Source organism: Vibrio sp. 2433-A1, assembly GCF_056726085.1.
Genome location: NZ_JBRESC010000009.1, coordinates 92,925 through 112,611, shown reverse-complemented (window position 1 = coordinate 112,611; position 19,687 = coordinate 92,925). Strand labels below are relative to the sequence as shown.

16 protein-coding genes are annotated in these 19,687 nt (G+C 44.8%); 15 read left to right on the top strand and 1 reads right to left on the bottom strand.

What is annotated here, in order from left to right; translation table 11 throughout:
- Nucleotides 1–27: 27 nt before the first annotated feature.
- Nucleotides 28–882 carry a DNA ligase gene (locus tag ACU01J_RS11185; RefSeq protein ID WP_481085787.1) on the bottom strand — a complete coding sequence of 285 codons (855 nt, stop codon included), beginning with the start codon at nt 880–882 and terminating at the stop codon, nt 28–30.
- A 296-nt stretch (nt 883–1,178) separates the two neighbouring features.
- Here ACU01J_RS11185 and ACU01J_RS11180 point away from each other — a divergent pair, with 296 nt between their 5' ends.
- The 15 genes from ACU01J_RS11180 (at nt 1,179) to ACU01J_RS11110 (ending at nt 19,512) form a co-directional block, all read left to right on the top strand.
- Complete coding sequence (locus ACU01J_RS11180; RefSeq protein WP_481085786.1) at nt 1,179–1,499, top strand: STAS domain-containing protein; 321 nt, start codon at nt 1,179–1,181, stop codon at nt 1,497–1,499.
- A gap of 46 nt (nt 1,500–1,545) precedes the next feature.
- Nucleotides 1,546–2,385 (top strand): OmpA family protein, encoded by an 840-nt coding sequence (locus ACU01J_RS11175; protein ID WP_481085785.1) that lies wholly within the window; start codon nt 1,546–1,548, stop codon nt 2,383–2,385.
- Nucleotides 2,372–4,465: an SLBB domain-containing protein gene (locus tag ACU01J_RS11170; RefSeq protein ID WP_481085784.1), complete on the top strand. Its 2,094-nt coding sequence runs from the start codon at nt 2,372–2,374 to the stop codon at nt 4,463–4,465. The genes ACU01J_RS11175 and ACU01J_RS11170 overlap by 14 nt, the downstream gene beginning before the upstream one ends.
- Nucleotides 4,465–5,163 carry a P-loop NTPase family protein gene (locus ACU01J_RS11165; RefSeq protein ID WP_481085783.1) on the top strand — a complete coding sequence of 233 codons (699 nt, stop codon included), beginning with the start codon at nt 4,465–4,467 and terminating at the stop codon, nt 5,161–5,163. The genes ACU01J_RS11170 and ACU01J_RS11165 overlap by 1 nt, the downstream gene beginning before the upstream one ends.
- A 9-nt stretch (nt 5,164–5,172) precedes the next feature.
- Complete coding sequence (locus ACU01J_RS11160; protein ID WP_481085782.1) at nt 5,173–5,973, top strand: PhnD/SsuA/transferrin family substrate-binding protein; 801 nt, start codon at nt 5,173–5,175, stop codon at nt 5,971–5,973.
- 11 nt (nt 5,974–5,984) lie between these two features.
- Nucleotides 5,985–8,294, top strand: a complete 2,310-nt coding sequence (locus ACU01J_RS11155) for an ATP-binding protein (protein ID WP_481085781.1) — start codon at nt 5,985–5,987, stop codon at nt 8,292–8,294.
- A gap of 24 nt (nt 8,295–8,318) precedes the next feature.
- Nucleotides 8,319–9,776 carry a sigma-54-dependent transcriptional regulator gene (locus ACU01J_RS11150; protein WP_481085780.1) on the top strand — a complete coding sequence of 486 codons (1,458 nt, stop codon included), beginning with the start codon at nt 8,319–8,321 and terminating at the stop codon, nt 9,774–9,776.
- A complete protein-coding gene (locus ACU01J_RS11145) occupies nt 9,757–10,809 on the top strand; it encodes a glycosyltransferase family 4 protein (RefSeq protein WP_481085779.1) in 1,053 nt (350 codons plus the stop codon). The genes ACU01J_RS11150 and ACU01J_RS11145 overlap by 20 nt, the downstream gene beginning before the upstream one ends.
- A gap of 137 nt (nt 10,810–10,946) precedes the next feature.
- Nucleotides 10,947–12,152 (top strand): glycosyltransferase, encoded by a 1,206-nt coding sequence (locus ACU01J_RS11140; protein ID WP_481085778.1) that lies wholly within the window; start codon nt 10,947–10,949, stop codon nt 12,150–12,152.
- Entirely contained in the window at nt 12,145–13,323 is a 1,179-nt protein-coding gene (locus ACU01J_RS11135; protein WP_481085777.1) for a glycosyltransferase family 4 protein, read from the top strand. Before ACU01J_RS11140 ends, ACU01J_RS11135 begins: the two co-directional genes overlap by 8 nt.
- Before the next feature lie 20 nt (nt 13,324–13,343).
- Nucleotides 13,344–14,771 carry a lipopolysaccharide biosynthesis protein gene (locus ACU01J_RS11130; protein WP_481085776.1) on the top strand — a complete coding sequence of 476 codons (1,428 nt, stop codon included), beginning with the start codon at nt 13,344–13,346 and terminating at the stop codon, nt 14,769–14,771.
- The gene (locus ACU01J_RS11125; RefSeq protein ID WP_481085775.1) at nt 14,768–16,138 is read left to right on the top strand and encodes an O-antigen ligase family protein; all 1,371 of its coding nucleotides are present in this window, start codon (nt 14,768–14,770) and stop codon (nt 16,136–16,138) included. Before ACU01J_RS11130 ends, ACU01J_RS11125 begins: the two co-directional genes overlap by 4 nt.
- A gap of 101 nt (nt 16,139–16,239) precedes the next feature.
- Nucleotides 16,240–16,971 carry an acyltransferase gene (locus ACU01J_RS11120; RefSeq protein ID WP_481085774.1) on the top strand — a complete coding sequence of 244 codons (732 nt, stop codon included), beginning with the start codon at nt 16,240–16,242 and terminating at the stop codon, nt 16,969–16,971.
- Complete coding sequence (locus tag ACU01J_RS11115) at nt 16,964–18,079, top strand: glycosyltransferase family protein (protein ID WP_481085773.1); 1,116 nt, start codon at nt 16,964–16,966, stop codon at nt 18,077–18,079. The genes ACU01J_RS11120 and ACU01J_RS11115 overlap by 8 nt, the downstream gene beginning before the upstream one ends.
- Nucleotides 18,076–19,512, top strand: coding sequence for a GumC family protein (locus tag ACU01J_RS11110; RefSeq protein ID WP_481085772.1), 1,437 nt, complete (start codon nt 18,076–18,078; stop codon nt 19,510–19,512). Before ACU01J_RS11115 ends, ACU01J_RS11110 begins: the two co-directional genes overlap by 4 nt.
- Nucleotides 19,513–19,687: the final 175 nt, after the last annotated feature.

Below are 19,687 nucleotides of genomic sequence, written 5' to 3'. Positions count from 1 at the left end.
CGATTTATTCGACCCTTTTTTATTTCATCATTGCTCGACACGTTCGCGAACATAGCGGGCGAACTTGGGCACCCCATTACTGGTATAGCCATTGTATCTATAGGTCACCTTAGTGCCTATCACGGGTGGGTTTCTGCGTAATTCATCAGAAAAGCCACTGCCAATATAAAACTGAAGGCCACTGTCTAGTTGCACTAACAAAGCCCCCATCATACCTTTGTACTTACCACTACCAACCTTATAGCCAACAACAATCGCTTCTGCATCTTGGTGCTTTTTCAATTTGAGTAAATCACTACTCCTTCCTGCTTGGTATCGACTGGTGATTTTACGCAGCATCAGACCTTCGCCTTTAGCACTATCGACACTATCTAGATAACTAAACAGCTCAACTTGAGAAGAAATTGGCGTATGTTCAACATATTTAAGGTGATCGATTTGCAGTGTGTAGACGAGGTGAACTAGCCCAAAATAGCGTTTTTGATAATCTCCAGCAGAGTGTGGGATATCAAATAGCATGTATTCGATCTGTTTCCATGCTTTCTCGTTTGGTGTTTTATCAAGTACGGTTTGCTGAACAAGTGGAAAGTTTCCTCTACCTGCCCACAGTTCTCCTTCTAAAGCGTATTTGGGTAGAGGATCTGTAAACCAACGCGGTGCATGAATCAGGTGACCATTGCGAGTTTTCAATTGTTTTCCATCCCAAACCGCTCGGATACCATCCAACTTTTCACTCTTCCAATACTCTTCAATCACGATATCACTGTGGTAGCTCGTAGCCAGCATCAAAGGAACCATTGCTTCCGTCGACTGCATCGTGCTGGCATCAGCTAAAGTAGAAACGAGTAGCCCTATCGCTACTGCTGAAAGGCGTAATTCCATTTACTGTCCCCGTACAAATTTGATGAGGCTATTTTCATTCCGAAGTTACGCACCGTTCAAGGCTCGATGCAGAATCATCCGATACATATCTTGAATAGTATTTAGTGATAGAACTATGAGTTACATAAGCCGTAGCGCGATCAATCTAGTTAGAAAGTTTGATTGTCAAATTGAGAAAACACCTTTCTCATTTTGACAACCCTAGCAATCAGCAAAATAAGTCACTGAATTTAATAACATTAAACCTTGGCATGCTATCTGCTCTAGTTACTACAACTCAACACGGAGATAGCATTATGGAACTACGTAAAATCGACGCAAACGACACGATCACGACATTAATCATCAATGGCAACCTAGACGCAGATGGCAGCCGTTTCGCACAACCTCACATTGATGAAATCATCGCAGACGATGCAAAGCGTGATATCGAAATCGACTTCAGCCAAGTTCAGTTTCTCGATTCGTCAGGTGTTGGCGCAATTGTTTATCTGTACAAACGTCTTGTAGAGCGTCAACGCAATATGCGTATTGAAAACGTGTCAGGTCAACCTCTTGAGATTATGAACCTTTTACGCATTGACCAAGCAATCCCTGTTAACTCACACACTCATTAAAACAATAAAGCTTTGGCACACGAAAGCACTAACAAAGGACGTTGGCATGAATACATTGACACACTGCATAGTCTTAGCTGCGACCACTCTAAGCCTAATTGGGTGCAGTAGCTATCCGGAAGAAGGACGAGGAGGCATCGCTGAAAACTATATTCAGTCCTCCTTCACTCCGGTGATGCCTGATGAGCCATTAGGGCCAGAACACGGTCTACGCTTTGACTGGCAACTCGCGAAACTACAACTTGATACATTAATTCGTGAAGGCGCACGTTGGTGTTTTCCTGCAGCCGTTGTTCAAGCACTAGAGAAGCAAACCCGTATCGCACGTGAACTTGAAGGCGGATTACTGCTAGATGCAGCCAATGACCTAGTTATTCAAAGAAACAGGCTGAATGAGTTAGAGCTACAACTGGATTACGTCACATCACAATCAAAATGTTTACCGCCAACGAACGAGCGCTCATTCCAACGACGCTTAGCGACCATCGACGAGTTATACAACTTGCTCAACGTCGACAATCAGTTCGCTTTCAACTCGACTGAAATAAACCCGAAATACATGGGTCACCTTGCGCAGGCATCGAACATTCTTAAAGAACATCCGAAGTTTCACATATCAGTAACAGGCCATGCTGACTCCGTTGGTGATGTCAGTTACAACCAAGAGCTTGCCATGGGCCGAGCACAACAAGTGAAACGCTACCTCAGCATATTTGGCCTTTCTCCGAGTCGAATCCAAACCAAATCTGTCGGTGACACACTTCCTTTGTATGAAGGTGACTCTGACGGAGTTCGCTTAACAAATCGAAGAGTCAGTATTGAGGTCATAGACACCCAAGAGAAAACAGCGACGCGTATGCAAGGAGGCTACCATGAAATGGACTAACTATATCGTCGCGGCATTACTATCCGTTACACTTACTTGTGCTTACGCGAATGAAGAACGCGTGCAAATCGGTGACTTAATCCAAGTTAACTTACCTGGTGAATCAACGTTAAACAAAGGCTTCCAGGTTGATAAACGTGGTCGAATTACTCTACCAGAAGTGGGGGCTCTTTATGTTGCGGGTTACAGCGAACAGCAACTGGATGTCGCTGTAAAAGAAGCACTAGAGAAAGTATACCGCGACCTTTCATCAGCGACTGTTTATATCGCAGAACAGCAGATTCTTGTCTCGGTACAAGGTTATGTAAACTCTCCCGGTGAATATACGCTAGCCAAAAGCGCCGATATTCAAATGGCACTTCATGCTGCAGGCGGACTTCGTGCTGGTGCGCAGCTTAATAATCTGTTCATTAAACGTGGCTCAGAAAAGGTGACGTTTAACTACAAATCGTTCCTAGATACTGGTAACGAAACTCTACTCCCTTCCCTTAAGTCGTTAGATACCATCTTCGTCCCTGCTTCACCATTAGTGGGGAATATTGAACAAGAGTTTGATGCGAATAAGCTCGCTAATGCCGGTGATAGTGCTGACGGACGAACCGCGATTAAAGTTTTTGGTGAGGTGAATGCACCCGGTTCGTTCAGCTACAAAGACAATACCGACCTCGTTGATGTGATTATGCGTGCGGGTGGCGTTACTCGCTATGCGTCAGTTGAACAGATTCGCGTTATCTCAAACAACGCACCTGTGCTGTTTAACCTAAAAGCTTATTTAGATAGCGGAGATGTTTCACTACTCCCGACACTAACACCGGGTACGACTATCTTTGTTCCAAAGCAAGAGGATGAAATCAAAGCTGGTGCTAACGTAGTTTACATCATGGGTGAAGTCGCACATCCAGGCGCTTATGAAGGTAAGAACAATGCATCATTCATGGACATACTCGCTAATGCGGGCGGTCCTACACGGTATGCAGAATCACGCCAAATTCGCGTCATTAAGGCTAATGGCCGTGTAGTTAAGTTCGATTTAACCGCATTCACTGAAGGCTTAACCCGCAGCAATCCGCCTTCGATTGGCCCTGGTGATGCTATTTTCGTCCCTGAAAAAACTGACATGAATGAAAAGTCTTGGCTAAAAATTGCATCTAACCGTGCGGTGAGTGTGATTGGCGAAGTGGTTCGTCCGGGCCGAATTGAGTGGTCAGACGAAATGGATCTTATGGACCTTCTCGCTCATGTCGGCGGTCCAACACTCAGAGCCGACACATCAAAAATCGAGGTGGTTACCCAAGGTAATCAGCTACATATCTTTGATTTAGATGCCTTCATTATTGACGGTGCTCCAAGTAGCGAACTGCCAAACATCAGCGCAGGCTCAATTATTCGTGTCCACGATCTTCCCCAAGATCCTTCGGATAATAAATCGCAATGGGTACGCCAAAGTTCAGATGCATCGATTTATGTCTTTGGCCAAGTGAATGCGCCAGGTCGCTACCGATTTACTAAAGACATGCACTTCTTAGATATCTTGTCGGCGGCTGACGGCCCAACCAAAGATGCCGACATCCACAACATTCGTATCACTCATCGTGACAAAAGCTATTCGAAAGTCAGCAAGCTCAATCTATCGCTCTACTTCGAAACCGGTGATGAAAGCTTACTGCCTAACGTGACCATGGGTGACACCATCTATATTCCTGAGAAAGATAAAATCTGGTTAGACCGTTCTAAAGAGTCCACTGTCCGCGTATTAGGCGCAGTTAATACCCCGGGTCGCTATGTATTCGATGACAATATGACCGTACTTGATTTACTTGCAGAAGCAGGCGGTCCTTCAGAGCGTGCGTATCTTGAGAAGATATCGATCGTCAACATGTCTTGCTGTCAAGGCCAAGCCCGAGTATTCGACCTGGTTGATTTCAGTAAAACAGCCAATATCTACAAACTGCCCGTGTTAAGAGCTGGTGACACCATTTATGTGCCAGACCGAAGTGAAAGTTTCTTAGAGAAAGCGCGTGTAGGTTTAGAAGACATTCTTCGCCTCACCACCACGATAGTCCTAATAGGAGCGCTGTAATGATTATTCCTGCAACCCACTCAGAAATCGAACAGATTTATCTCGCGGCTGAAATGCGCGGATGTCGTTCACTGTGTGTGACCGCTTGTCAATCAGGTGACGGCGTCACATCTATCGTAACCGCATTGGCGGAACGCTACTTGTTTGCTGGCCTCAAGACGCTGGTCGTTGACCTTAATACCTACCACCCAGCATTTGAAGGTGTCGAGTTTTCTCAGACACTTTCTCAGCAACAAATCGGCTCTCTCATTTCTCATTCAGATACGCATCAGTTGTTCACGGGCTTGACGATACCTACAACGCAAGCGGCATTACTTGAGTATAAGGACCCATCTTGCCTAACAAGAACGGTCGACAAATGGCTACAGCATTTCGATCGTGTGGTATTCGATACCTCACCACTACTCCATGTCAATCGCGGCAACATTCCTGCTCAAGTCGTCGCCAGTGCGTGCGACCAAACTGCCTTAGTGGTTTTGGGTGGAAAAACCTCCTCGACCCAACTGAGAAAAGCAACGTCATTACTCGATAGTGATTCAGTTGAACTATTAGGCACTGTGCTGAACCTGCGAGATCAACCAACACTAGGGCAAGAAATTGTTAGAGAAATCGACCGCTTTAAATTCCTTCCACAAAAGTGGCGGGCTTATTTAGCGCAAAAGGTGCTTAACAACGAGTTTTTGGCTCAATCTGCATAGGTAATCATTATGAAAAAGTTCACTCTACTCCTAATTACTTGTGCATCATGTACTTCTTTTGCCGCCGATACCTTAACCTTTGGTGTTGTTCCCCAGCAATCGGCAAGCCGCTTAGCTGCGCAATGGGACCCGGTGATGGACTACTTATCAGAGCAAACTGGTCAAAAAATCGAATTCCGTACCGCTGCAGATATTCCGACCTTCGAAGAACGCTTAGCCAATGGTGAGTACGATATCGCTTACATGAACCCTTATCACTACACGGTGTTTAGCGCTAAGCCCGGATATAAGGCCATGGCAAAAGCAAAAGATAAACGTATTAAAGGAATTATAGTGGTACGTAAGGATCAAAGTATCGAGTCACTACAGCAGCTTGATAGTCAAAGATTGGCATTTCCTTCACCTGCGGCTTTCGCTGCCACTATCTTAACGCAGAGCGATTTAAACCACGCTGGGGTTAAATTCGAACCCGACTACGTCTCATCACATGACTCGGTTTATCTGTCTGTTGCGAGGGGCTTCTATTCCGCAGGTGGTGGTGTGATGAGAACCTTTAACTCACTTCCTGATGACTTACGCGCTCAGTTAAAGCCTTTATGGGTAACTAAGCCTTATACGCCCCACGCTATCGCCTATCATCCGCGTTTATCGGCTTCTCAAGCCAGTGTAATTCGTCGGGCACTACAAAATTTCGAACACCATGCATCGGGAAAAATGCAACTTAAAAAACTCAATATCAAAGGCTTCGTCGAAGCTAATGACAGCGACTGGGATGACGTCAGAGCGCTCGATATTACCTTACTTGACTAAAGGATCTAGCCATGACCTTACGTTCAAAAACCGTATTAGGTATAGCACTCATCGAGATCACCGTGTTAATGATTCTAGTATTTAGTGCTATGAGTTTCTTGTCCGATTCGAATGAGAAACAATTAATTCAACGTGCTAACTCAAGTGCGACCATGTTCGCACATGCAGCAAAAGACGCTGTCCTTTCAACCGACCTTGCCACTTTAGATGACCTCGTCAACCAGTTTATGACACTCGAAGATGTCGCTTACGTTCGCGTATTACGTAACGAAAAAGACATGGCGTGCGCTGGCGATAAAGACCTCCTCGCTCGTGAAATGTCTAGTGACGATTCTCTGATTGGCGTAGACGATGGAATTTTCGATCTGCGAACACCGATCGAAAATGGTGGTATACCCTTTGCCTATGTCGATATTGGTTTCGAAACTGGCGCGATTAATGCCATGCTCGCTCAGGCGCAAAATGCGATTGTAGGTATTGCGACCGTAGAAGTCATACTTGTTGCTTTTGTCTCTTTCGTATTGGGTACCTACCTGACTCGTGGGCTTACTCGTTTAACTAGCGCAGTAAACACCGTTGGGCAACGTGGCCCTGGCTTTCAACTCCAAGAGCATTCTAAAGATGAGCTCGGTGAAGTAACCAAAGCTTTCGATGACATGTCTGCCAAACTCGAAAAAGATTACCAAACGTTGACGGCAGCTCGTGAAGGTGCCGAACAAGCGTGTGACTCAAAAAGCCGTTTTCTTGCCTCTATGTCCCATGAAATACGTACACCTATGAATGGGGTTCTGGGTATTCTAAATATTCTCGAAGAGACCAATCTGACCACTGAACAGAAAAAACTGGTTAACACCGCCACCGAATCCGGTCATTTCCTATTATCAGTGATCAATGACATTCTAGATTTCACTCGTATGGAATCGAATACTCTAATTTTGGAGCATAAGCCATTTGATTTCCGTCATTGTGTCGAAAGTGTGGTCGACTCGTTTTCACCAGCAGCGACGAACCAAAACCTCATCTTGCATTGTTACATTGAAAGTAGCGTGCCAAGCAAAGTCAACGGCGATGAAAATCGAGTAAAACAGGTCTTACTCAACCTGATTGGAAATGCGATTAAGTTCACTCATGAAGGCAGTGTCACCATTAAAGTCGGAGCAACCACACTCAAAGAAAACAAAGCCAAGATTACATTTGAAATACAAGATACTGGTATCGGCATCAGCCAAAGCGCCATCGACTATCTATTTGACGAATTTACCATGGTCGATCAAACCTATTCTCGAAGCAAAGAAGGCTCTGGTTTAGGCCTCGCGATTTGTCGACGTCTATGTAACTTAATGGATGGTGAAGTGAGTGTTTCCAGTGAGCCAGATATTGGCAGTACCTTCATCTTCGATATTAGTTTAGAAGTCGCCGATGAACTTATCGCTTCAGCAGTGACAAACACTCGACGAGAATTAATCAACAAAGACGCGCGTATTCTTGTTGCCGAAGACAATCGAGCCAATCAGCTTGTCATTCGTGAAATGTTTAAACGAGTCGGTAGCCAAATTGATATCGCCGAAAATGGTCTAGAAGCACTTGAAATGGTTAAGCAATATCAATACGACCTAGTGTTTATGGATATTTCGATGCCACAAATGGACGGTATGACCGCTTGTCGCGCAATTCGTGACCTTGATGATGATACAACTGCCAATATCCCAATCATTGCCCTTACCGCTCATTCCCTTGCCGGAGATAAAGAGAAGTTCTTGGCATCAGGAATGGATGATTATCTGTCGAAACCGCTAAGACTTTCACAACTAGTTGATAAAATTAATCTATTCTTAGATAAGGCCCCTGATGTAGAAGTCGATCAAGAACCACAAATTTCACCATTAAATAAGCAGGAAGTCACATATAAAACTAAAGTTATACCTGTAGATAGACAGTATGAGGATGCAACGCAATTGGAACTCGTAGATGAACAAGTGATAAAGCAAATGATCGAAGATACTTCTGCGGAGGTAATTCCAATACTCATCGATCATTACATTGAGGAGTCACAGGATAGACTGCGCAAAATCTATCAAGCGATTGATGAGTCTGATAAGGAAGTCTTGGAATTTGAAGCGCACACGTTGGGCAGTTCAGCACTCGCTCTGGGTAACCGAACCCTATCTAATTTAGCGAGAAAGATTGAGCATCTGTGCCTTGATAATAAGCAAAGTGATGCCTTTGAATTGAAAGATGAATTAAAACATGTCGCTAAAAGCTCACTTGAGGCACTAGAGGCGCGTAAACAACAAGGATTTAGTGAGTCAACAGAGTTATAAGGCTTAATAGATAGGACATCGCGAATGAAAGCAAAAGTATTATTAATAGAAGATTCCACTTCTTTGGCGATTTTGTATAAACAGTATGTAAAAGATGAACCCTACGATCTTTTCCATGTTGAAACGGGCAAGGAAGCCATTGCCTTCATCGAACGCAATATTCCACAGCTGGTGATTCTTGATCTCAAGCTACCAGATATGCACGGGGAAGAAATACTCGACTGGATCAATGAGCGCCAAATTCCGACCTCCGTTGTCGTTGCGACCGCCCATGGTTCTGTTGATTTGGCTGTCAATTTGGTTCAAAAAGGAGCGAAAGACTTCTTAGAGAAACCGATCAACGCTGATCGCCTCAAAACATCGATAGCCCTACACTTACAACAAGTGAAGCTTGCCAGCCTAGTCGAGGATATCGAGAACAAGTTTGACCGTAATCGCTTCCACGGATTTATCGGCTCAAGCTTACCTATGCAAGGGGTCTACAAGATAATTGATTCCGTTGCGCCCACCAGCGCAAGCGTATTCGTAATTGGCGAAAGTGGCACGGGTAAAGAAGTTTGCGCAGAAGCTATTCACCAAGAAAGCAAACGCAAAGATAACGCTTTCATCGCAATAAACTGCGGTGCGATACCCAAAGATTTGATGGAAAGCGAAGTTTTCGGTCATGTAAAAGGGGCATTCACTGGCGCGACAGCTGACCGAAAAGGTGCGGCGTCAATGGCCAACGGAGGTACACTTTTCTTAGATGAGCTGTGTGAAATGGAATTGGAAATGCAGAAAAAACTGCTGCGTTTCCTGCAAACCGGTACTTTCACGCCACTTGGTGCGACAAAAGAAATGAAGGTTGATGTACGGATCATCTGTGCAACTAACCGCGATCCGTTGCTAGAAGTTGAAGAAGGTCGCTTCAGAGAAGACCTTTATTATCGTGTTCATGTGGTTCCTGTCGATATGCCCCCGCTAAGAGAGCGTGGTAATGATATCCTCACACTGGCAACGCACTTTTTGAAAATGTACGCCAAAGAAGATGGCAAAAAGTTCGCTGCCATTCATCGTGATGCTGAGTCCACCTTAAGACGCTATAACTGGCCAGGGAATGTCCGACAGCTACAAAATATTATTCGTAATATTGTGGTCCTCAATGATGACACTCACCTACGTTTGTCTCATTTACCAGAACAAATTACCCGAAACCAAAAAGCAAAAACGGCTGTGGCTCAACCTGTTGTCTCCGCTCCTATGCCTCCAGAACCGACTTATTCCAATGTGGTCCCGGCTGCTGAGCCTTCCTCTACAGACGTCCCTGAACGTCCAGTCACCATTCGCCCTATGTGGCAAATAGAGCGTGAAACCATCCAACAGGCTATCGATTATTGTGATGGTAACGTCTTGAATGCAGCAGTATTGTTGGAACTGAGCCCTTCAACAGTTTACCGTAAGAAACAGGCTTGGGAAGCTGAGGATGAACACCAAACCGTCTAACCAAGTATGGCTCATTATCGATAGCTTCACTTTTGGTGGTATCGAAACACATTTGCTTGAGCTCGCTAATGGGCTCAAGCAACATCAAGTACGAGTCAAAGTCTGGCTGATTCGACGCTATGAGTCAGAATCTCTGCTAGCGATTAAACTGCGTAATGTGGGCATTGAGGTGGAGTATCTTGACCAAACGAATCGTCATTACCTTCCCTATTTGCTCAAACAGATTAAATCTGAGCGCCCTGCACTGCTCCACGCTCATGGATACAAAGCCAGTATTGTCAGTAAGCTTGCGCGCGTAGTCACCGGCGTTCGCCAAATATCGACCTATCACGCAGGTGAAACTCCGCATGGAATGATTTGGCTTTATGATTTAATCGATCGGTTTAGCGCCTTTGTCTCATGTCACTCTATCGCGGTTAGCGAGAAAATTTCTGCCAAATTGCCAGTTAAAACACTCGCTTTTAATAACTTTATCGATGACCGCTATCTCATACCAAGTAGAGGTAAATCTATTGCGTTTGTTGGCCGTTTAAGTGAAGAGAAAGGCCCAGACCGAATCGTTGACCTAGCGCGGCTTAATAGGACATTAAATTTTGAAATTTATGGTTGCGGGCCAATGGAAGAGTCGCTTAAAGAAATCGCTCCAGATAATGTCACTTTTCATGGGCATCAATCTGATATGAGTTCAGTATGGTGCAATATTGGATTACTCATCATATGTTCTCGCTATGAAGGTTTGCCAATGACCGCATTAGAAGCGATGGGTCGTGGCATCCCAGTACTGGCTCTTAATGTGGGGAATCTCGCTCACCTAATCGTTCATAACGACAACGGCTTTCTCGCCGACTCAATGACTGAGCTTAATGATGCTTTAGCTGAGTTTCTTACTTTTGACGATACGAAGTTACCAGCAATGCAGACCTCTGCAATTAACACTATAAAACAGGCTTATTCTGCCCAAGCCGTCATCCCACAACTGCTCCGCCTTTATTTTCCATCTAGCTATCAATCTGACTTTCAAATTGAGAAATAGTACTTTCACATTACAGTCATTAATTTTAGCTATTTAAAATCAGCAACTTAGACCCTTGAATTTATTGGCACTCCCTTTGCCTTATCAATAGTAGTCGACACCAGTATCGATACAATTTTGAATTAAAGGAACGGGTTATGGCTAAGAAAATCTTGTTTGTACATTACGGTGATAATTGGATTCGTGGTAGCGAGAAGTGCTTACTCGATCTGATTCATTATTTAGATAATCGTCAGTACCGCCCTTATGTTTGGACTAACAATGAAGCGCTGTTAGCCGAATTAGATAACGACTTCGTCTCGGGTGAAGCTTGTGATTTCCCGCTTTTATTAGGATGGAAATCGCCTAGATATGACGTAAGTGAGTGGTATCGCCTGTTCAAAAAAGCGTGCGATATCATCGAACAACGAGAAATCGATCTGATCCATGTTAACAGTGCTGCACCTTGTCAATGGATGCTCGCTGCCGCCCGCGCTAAGAAAACCCCACTCGTTACCCAATTGCATAGTGCTTACCCTGCACGTGAGCGCCTAACAACTGGATTACATTTATCTCCACACGTCATTGCCGTTAGTCGTTATGTCGCGAAATCTTTACTACAAGACGGTTACCCTGAAGATAAGCTCTCAATTATTCATAATGGCATTGATATAAAAAGCCTTGAATCTCAGCCAATAGTAGACGTTAAAACCAAACTATTGCTTCCTGAAGATAGCTTTGTTTTTGCAACGGTCGGCTCGCTAATCAAGCGTAAAGGGGTTGATCGTATTCTGACAGCTCTGCGACACGTTACCTTGGAGTATCCGCATGTACACCTTATTGTGATTGGTGATGGCCCATTACGTAATGAACTGGAGTCACAAGCGGACTATCTTCACCTTGCTGCCAATATTCACTTTGTCGGTGAGCAAAGCAATGTTTTCGGCTGGCTTAAACGCTGTGATGCATTTGTCAGTGGCGCAAGAAGTGAAGCGTTTGGTCTGGTTGTCGCAGAAGCGGCCCTTGCCAAGCTGCCAATTGTTGCCCCATTCGAAGGTGGTATCCCTGAATTTATCCATCATGGTAAGACCGGTATTCTTTACCCTAACTACAGGATTGCCCCACTCGCCAAAGCGATGCGAATTGCCGTCGCCAATCCAAACTTATGTAAAAAACTCGGTAAGCAAGCGCACCAATACATTTCTCTCCATCACTCTCTTGATAACTCATGTCGCCGAGTTGAAGCACTATATCGTCAACTGTTGTCTCAACCTCAAGAGCAAACTCGTTCAATCTTGCATACGTTCTCGCCACTTAAAACATTTGTCGCTAACCGCTTAGCATTAGGGGGTGAACATGGATAGTCGAAATCAAACCTTAGTCTTCGATCCTATCCCTTTTAAAGGAGGGTCGAAGATAGCAACCAGTGACGCCTTGAACTTATGCGACCGTAAAAACTGCGAATTTATCATTCTTACTGTCGACCCTGCATATTGGCAATCAACGGAGCTATGTTCTCATAACGATGTTAGAGTCACTAAGCTGTGGCATGTTGCTTGGCTGATGAAACATCACTACGGTTATCTCTATTGGCTGAATCAAGGTTTACTGCTGATACAACTCCTGTTCACACTATTACGATTTAGCAATATCCATCAAGTCGTTGGTGCCTCTGGGCCCGGTATTGATATGCCGATCTATTTGGCACGACGCCTATTCACTTACCGTGTCACCCAACTTATTCACGGAAATGTCGGGCGCTCGCGCTCAATTGGATATTGCCTTGCGCAAGCGGAAGCGGTGTTTTATTTACCGTCGACAGAGCCAAGCTTACTGGCAGCGCTTGAGTGCTATTTAGCTCACGCAACGGGAGTGTCTGACAGCCGCGTTCTTGCTAAATTTTATCTCAACTCTTCCAGTTACCAATCTTTTATCAACGGACTGCCACACGCTCGCTGGCCTACCCAAGCACAGCAAGACCTGCCAATCTGCTTTTGGGCGGCGTCGTTACTTAAGTGGAAAGGACTGGATCTTTTCGTTAAAGCACTCAAGGAATGCTCCCGCTTTAAGCCTGTATCGGCAAACATTTGTTTTATCCGCCCCAAAGATACTTGCTTACCCCTTTCTGAAGCGCCAATTAATATTCGCCATATCAAATGGTATGACGACCCTGTCGATTTAGATGCGATCAGAGCTCAATCCAATATATTCATTTCAACTAGCCAAAAAGAACCGTTTGGGCTATCGATCCTTGAAGCGCTTGCCGCCGGTATGTGTGTGATCATTCCTCAAGATGGTGCGTTCTGGGATAACGAACTCACGCATGACCACAACTGCATCAAATATCAACCCGATGACGTTCACTCTCTGGTCAACGCCGTGCTCTATGCAACCAATGATGCAAATGTGTTGAATCGATGCCAGACCAACGCATTGCTAACGGCTGAACAGTACAAAGCAGAATACCGTTACTTAAGACTTGCACAGCATATAAATAGTGACACCGTCACACCAGTTATTCATATTTGTGAATAGCGGAGTATAGGAGAAGCCAGATGAGTCAAAAACAACTTAAAAGCATCAGCCTATACGCATGTAGCGTGATATTAATGAAAGGTATATCTCTGATCACGCTGCCCTTAATGGCTTACTATTTATCACCGGCTCAGCTTGGTCAACTGGAGCTCATTGGCGTCACCACTATGTTTTTTAGCCTCGTCATTGGCCTTGCGATGCATGAAAACCTCTATCGATTTGTTGGTGTTGTGCAAGATGATGACGAACAAAAACAGAAAGCTGGCCAACTTTACAGTGCGACACTATGTCTCTCTTTCTGCTTATGCGTCATCGTACTCTTGGCTTATTGGATGTTTGCTGTTGACATAGACTCGATGCCGAACAACATCATCGGCCTTATTGCATTGGTGTTATGTTATGAAGCACCCTTAGCGATTTGTTTAGCGTGGTTAAGATTGAAGAGTCAAGCCTCGCTGTTTTTCAAAGTGTGCATCGCTACCGTGACAATTCAAGTCAGCTTACTTATCATTGCACTCAACGCTATTCCGAGCGTAACCGTAATCTTTGCGCTTAATGTGCTATGTACATTTGGTCAATTCCTCTTCCTGCACAATAAGCTTGGATTCAAATTTTCTCTTCCTCGTTACTCGGAGTTCAAAGGGTATGTTGGTTATTCTGCCCCGTTAATGCTTTCTGGTGTTGTCGCTTTTGGATTAAGTGGTGCCGAACGTTGGATTATTGCCGGCACGACCGATCTAGAAACACTTGGTATGTATGCCATTGCAGCTAAATTCGCGCTTGGTGTGGGAATTTTAGTTCAGCCATTTCATATGTGGTGGATGCCTAAACGATTCTCAGCGATGGAACATTTTGGCGCTCAATACACTGCACAAACGACTCAACAAGGCATCATGTTGCTATGTGTGGTCGCTGTGGTTGTTTCGTGGCTAAGCCAGGTGTTTATTTCCGTTGCGTTACCTGATACATACACACTGGCCGCTTCATATGTGAGCCTAACCATTTGTATGATGCTGTTTAAAGAGTTGGTTGAGTTTACTAATTTTGGCGTTCTATATCGCAAGAAAACAACTCAGCTTCTGATGATCAATATCGGCGCAACCGTGACCGCTTTTCTTATATGCTTAGCCACAATTGGTGCTGGCATTGATGCGATTCTATTGGCGTTAATCATTGGGCAACTGTGTCGTTTTTTAGCGACCTATTGGCGCAGTCAGATACTGGCTCCAATTCAATACCAAACTGCAGCACTTTGCGGCTTAATCATTCTCACGACTCTGTTTTTAGTTACCAGTCGTTATCAACAACACGTCGAGCTTTCTTTGTTGATGCTGTTCTTGCAACCTCTTGCCTTGCTTGCTTATGCGCTTAGAACAAAACTTATCGATATTGCCTCCTTTAAGTCTGCGTACAGTGCGCTGCAAACCTACCTTGGTAAAGCGCAATGACCGATCTAGAAAAAACCAAAGCCACAATTGTAATGACTGCCGTATGCATGCTGCTCGCGGCAGTATGGTCAATTGCACCTAACCCATTGTTAATCATTGCATTATGCTTTGCGCCATTGGGGGCTCTTTTTGTACTCAATCAAACCTTTTGGTTCGTCAGTCTATTTGTACTCTTTTCTTTCTTCCGTATTCATGAATCTATTCCCGCCCTCTACTCACTTAAAATCCCCCTTTTACTTTCTATGGGGGCGCTGTCAGCTCTGTTATGGCACAGCTTGATCAGCCGTAAACTTGAGACCTATTGGCACCCGAGCTTTACCTGGCTAGCGATATTCTGGTTGCTGGTCGTTATTGGGGCTGTTTTGTCGTCCAATCCCGGTCTGGCGATTACCTATTTCAAAAACATTTATTGGAAAATCATCATCATGACATTGGCAATCGCTTGGTTGGTCAACAGCGAAGAGTCCGTTAAGAAAATTTCAACCTTAATCATTCTCGCCGGTCTACTCACCGCTTGCGTAGCGCTATATAACTCAATCAATGGAATCGGTATTGTTGAAGGATCGCGCGTGACGATTGGGCGAAATTTAGGTTCTATGCTAGGCGATCCCAATGACTTATCACTAGTGCTTATGTTCCCGCTCGCTTTTGCTATCAGCTTCGCGGTAACCAAAGGGATTGGTTTCTCGCGTTTTCTCGGCGTTATGTGCCTTGTACTCGCCATGGCGGCGGTCGTTGCAACCCAAAGTCGCGGTGGCCTGCTAGGTTCTATCGCTGTTTTTGGTATCTTCGGTCTGCGCCTAATCAAATCCAAAGCACTTCTGATTATGATTGCAACCATTGGCCTGTTTGCACTTTTCGCGATGGCTGGTATTTCTGATAGGCAATCAGGAGGGGCCGCGGAAGAAGGAATTGATGCCTCCGCAATGGGGCGTCTATACGCATGGGAAGCCGCCTTTAAAATGGCGTTGGATAACCCACTCACAGGGGTTGGACTGAATAACTTTTATGCCAACTATTTTTTCTACAGCTCCCATTGGGATGGCTTGAACCATGCTGTTCACAGCACTTGGTTTGGTGTATTGGCTGAGACAGGCTTCCTTGGCTTAATCATATTTATCGCGATTATTGTCTCGCTCATCAAAACCAGTAAAGAGACACTGGCTGTATTAGATAAACAAGGATCATCAGTCTCTCCATACCTACCTGCTACAGCACTAGCTGTATACGCCGGCGTTATTGGCACCATTGTTTCCGGCACCTTCCTAACTCAAGGCTTTACTTGGCCAATCTACATCCTTGCAGCACTTTGCATCTCCCTGTCACGTATTACTCAAAAGTATTCTCAAATTGAGAAAACTCAATAGCACAGAAATATCGGCATCATAAACCATTGTTTCTTAAGTGTTATTATTTTGGCATGCAACATGATACAGCTCCTATTCAAATAGATAAAAAGGAGTACGTTATGTTGGTACAACAAGCCCACGGTCTTAAAGACTGGCTCAAAAATCACGACAATCCCTCTTTTCGTCGCGTCTTTCATGCTTTAAAAGCAATTCGTGCCTGCGATTTACCTACGCCTAAACTGTTCAACCGCCTTATCGCCTTATTGTATGGATGCGTAAAAAACGTCCTTAATGGTGCGGCGCGTATCTTTATCAATACTCCCGCGTTTAAAGGCAAACTTCATCGCTATGGGCGTGGGCTCTATTTATTCGGCGGCGTTCCACTCGTCTCTGGCCCTCTTCGCATCTCCCTAGGTAATGATTGCCGTATCTCCGGGCAAACGACTTTTAGTGCACGCCCGCTAAGTAAGCAGCCACAACTGATTGTTGGTAGTAACGTTGACATTGGTTGGCAGAGCACGATTGCTGTCGGGAACAAAGTCACCATCGGAGACAACGTTCGAATCGCTGGGAGAGCATTCATATTCGGCTACTCTGGCCACTCAATGAACCCAGAACTTCGTGCACAAGGACAAGGTGACCTTGATCGTGATGTCGGTAATATCACATTAGAGAAAGATGTCTGGTTAGGGACCAATGTGACAATTTGTCCCAATGTTACGGTCGGTGAAGGAACCGTCATCGGAACCGGTAGCGTCGTTACCAAAAGTCTGCCGCCTTTTGTTGTCGCAGCAGGAAACCCTGCCAAAATCGTCAAACGCCTTAAAGAGGAAGGAGGCCATCATGCGTGATTTAATTGTATTCGGTGAAGACTTTGGTGGCCTCCCTTCTAGCACACAGCACCTAGTGACTCGGTTAGCAGCGCAGCGAAAAGTGCTCTGGGTTAACTCAATCGGTTTACGTCAGCCAAAGCTCACCACCCACGACATTAAGCGGGTTATTTTCAAGCTCATGGGTAAAGGGAAAAGCGGTTATAGAAGTAACCTAGAAACACCTAACAACATCACCGTTGTAAATCTGCGTACTATCCCCGCCCCTCATTCAGTCTTTGCTCGCTATGTGGCGAAAGCCCTTATCTGTGCGCAGTTACGTCCAATCGTAAAGCGTTTAGGTTTGAACAATCCTATACTATGGAGCTCTTTGCCTACGGCTGCTGACCTTTGTGGAAGCTTAGGTGAGTCTTCCGTGGTCTATTATTGTGGTGATGACTTTTCATCACTGGCTGGCGTTGATCATAACGTTGTTGCTAAACATGAACTTAAACTGGTCGATCACGCTGACCTCATTTTCGCCGCCAGTGCCAAATTGCTTGCTAAGTTTCCTCAGAATAAAACACGTTATGTACCCCACGGGGTTGATACCGAGTTGTTTCGTCATCCCGCACCACGAGCGAAAGACCTACCTTGTGCAACGAAAAAGATCGCTGGTTTTTATGGCAGTCTGTCAAACTGGTTAGACTATCAATTAATTCATCAAGTCTGCTTTGATAACCCGAACTGGGCGTTCGTTTTTATTGGCCCGATCGAGCTCAACTACAATCCACTTCCGAAATTGAGTAACGTTCATTACCTAGGCCCAAAAGCTCATCATGAGTTACCTAGCTATAGCCAACACTGGGACGTTAGCCTGCTACCATTTGTTGCTAATGATCAAATTGCCTCATGTAGCCCACTTAAACTTCTTGAGTACTTGGCAGCGAGAAGTCGCGTTATCAGCACTCCTTTTCCAGCACTGACGCCCTATGTTGATTACGTTGATGTCGCTGTCGACGCCAACGCATTTTCTAGCGCTCTGCAGTCGCTTGAGCAAACGCGCCCAACTGCCACCTTAACTGATATCGACGAAAACAGTTGGAATGCGCGAAGTCAGTTAGTTCATCAGATGTTGGAGTCACTATGAACGAGCTTATAACACGATTAATCATCATCCTTAACGGTGCATGGCGTCAACGCTATATCATCGTCACACCGATACTTATCTTGCCATTTGTTGGTTATTTTGTCGGTAAAATGGCACCAACTAATTATGTTTCTCATACTTCAATGTTGATTCAAGAGACAGCTAAAATGAATCCGTTTCTCGAAGACATTGCCGTTTCTACCATGCTCAAAGAACGTCTTAATGCATTGAGTACCTTATTGAAAAGCCGACATGTACTCACTGCTGTCGCCATCGAGCATGGGTTGATCAATGACCAGATGAAACCGGCCGAAAAAGATTATGTCATCAGTGTTCTATCAAATAGCTTGTCAGTCACCCAACCGGGCAAAGACTTCTTGAAGATCTCATTAACAGCACCTTCTCCTGCCCAGATGAAAGAGATGTTAGAGTCGGTCAGTGAGCATTTCATCGAACAGCTTCTTGCTCCAGAGCGATCGTCTATCAAGGATTCTTCAGAATTCTTAGCCATTCATATCGAAAAACGACGCGTTGCCTTAGAGCAAGCAGAAAACGAACTTGCTGACTTTAATAACCGCTACGCTTCGGTCACACCTGAGATGCAAAGCCAAGCCCTAGGACGACTCGCATCGCTTAAACAAAGTTACGCTGAGAAAAAAGCTGAGCTAGCTGGTGTTGAGAGAAGCTTAGGTTCGCTTGATCAGCAACTTTCCAAAACCAACCCGGTTGTCGGCAAAATTGAAGATCAAATCATCGATATAAGAAGCCAATTGACGCTTCTCAAAGCCAAATACACCGACAGCCATAGTGCCGTTCAGGGCAAAGAACGAGAATTACGCCGTCTTGAAAACGAACGCAAACTCTTAATCACCACAGAGCAGCCTTCTATTAGTAGTGAGCAACTATGGGACATCGCCAGCAGCGCAAAAGTACGCGAACTGGGTGAGGTACAACCTCTTCTTGTGACTCAATTGCACAATTTGCAGCTAGTAAGAGGCCGATACGAGTCTCTCACTGAAGAGACTAAAAGTTTAGAAACCATGATCACAGAGCTAGAGCAAGAAGCTAATCGATTCGGTGATAATGCAAAAGCAATGAATCGATTAGCGCGTAACGTAGAGGTTAAACGCCAACTGTACGAGGAACTAATTCAACGATATGAGATGGCCCAGCTCACAGGCTCACTGGGTATCTTCGAGCAAAACAAACGGGTTAAGATTATCGATTTACCCTATACGCCTAGCCGCCCAGCCAATCTACCTATCATCGTCTTCGTCATCGCAGGCATTGTCGCAGGTATCGGTTTAGGCTGTGGGATTGCCGTTTTGCTCGAGTTATTTGATTCATCAGTGCGCCGTAAAGAAGAAATCGAGCAAATTACAAATGCACCGTTGTTAACACAGATTCCAAAAATCAAACCTTATCATTCATAACGCAATTCAAATTGAAACGCTCAATATCAAAACAGGAGAAGCAGACCTAAATCATTGATAAATGACACCAATACAATTGGTACGGATAATGCAAACCCTCTTAGTAACACTTGCTTTTGATGATGATTGATTTACTTCCACCATCACTAGCCGCTCTCTACAGGACAGTTACGAG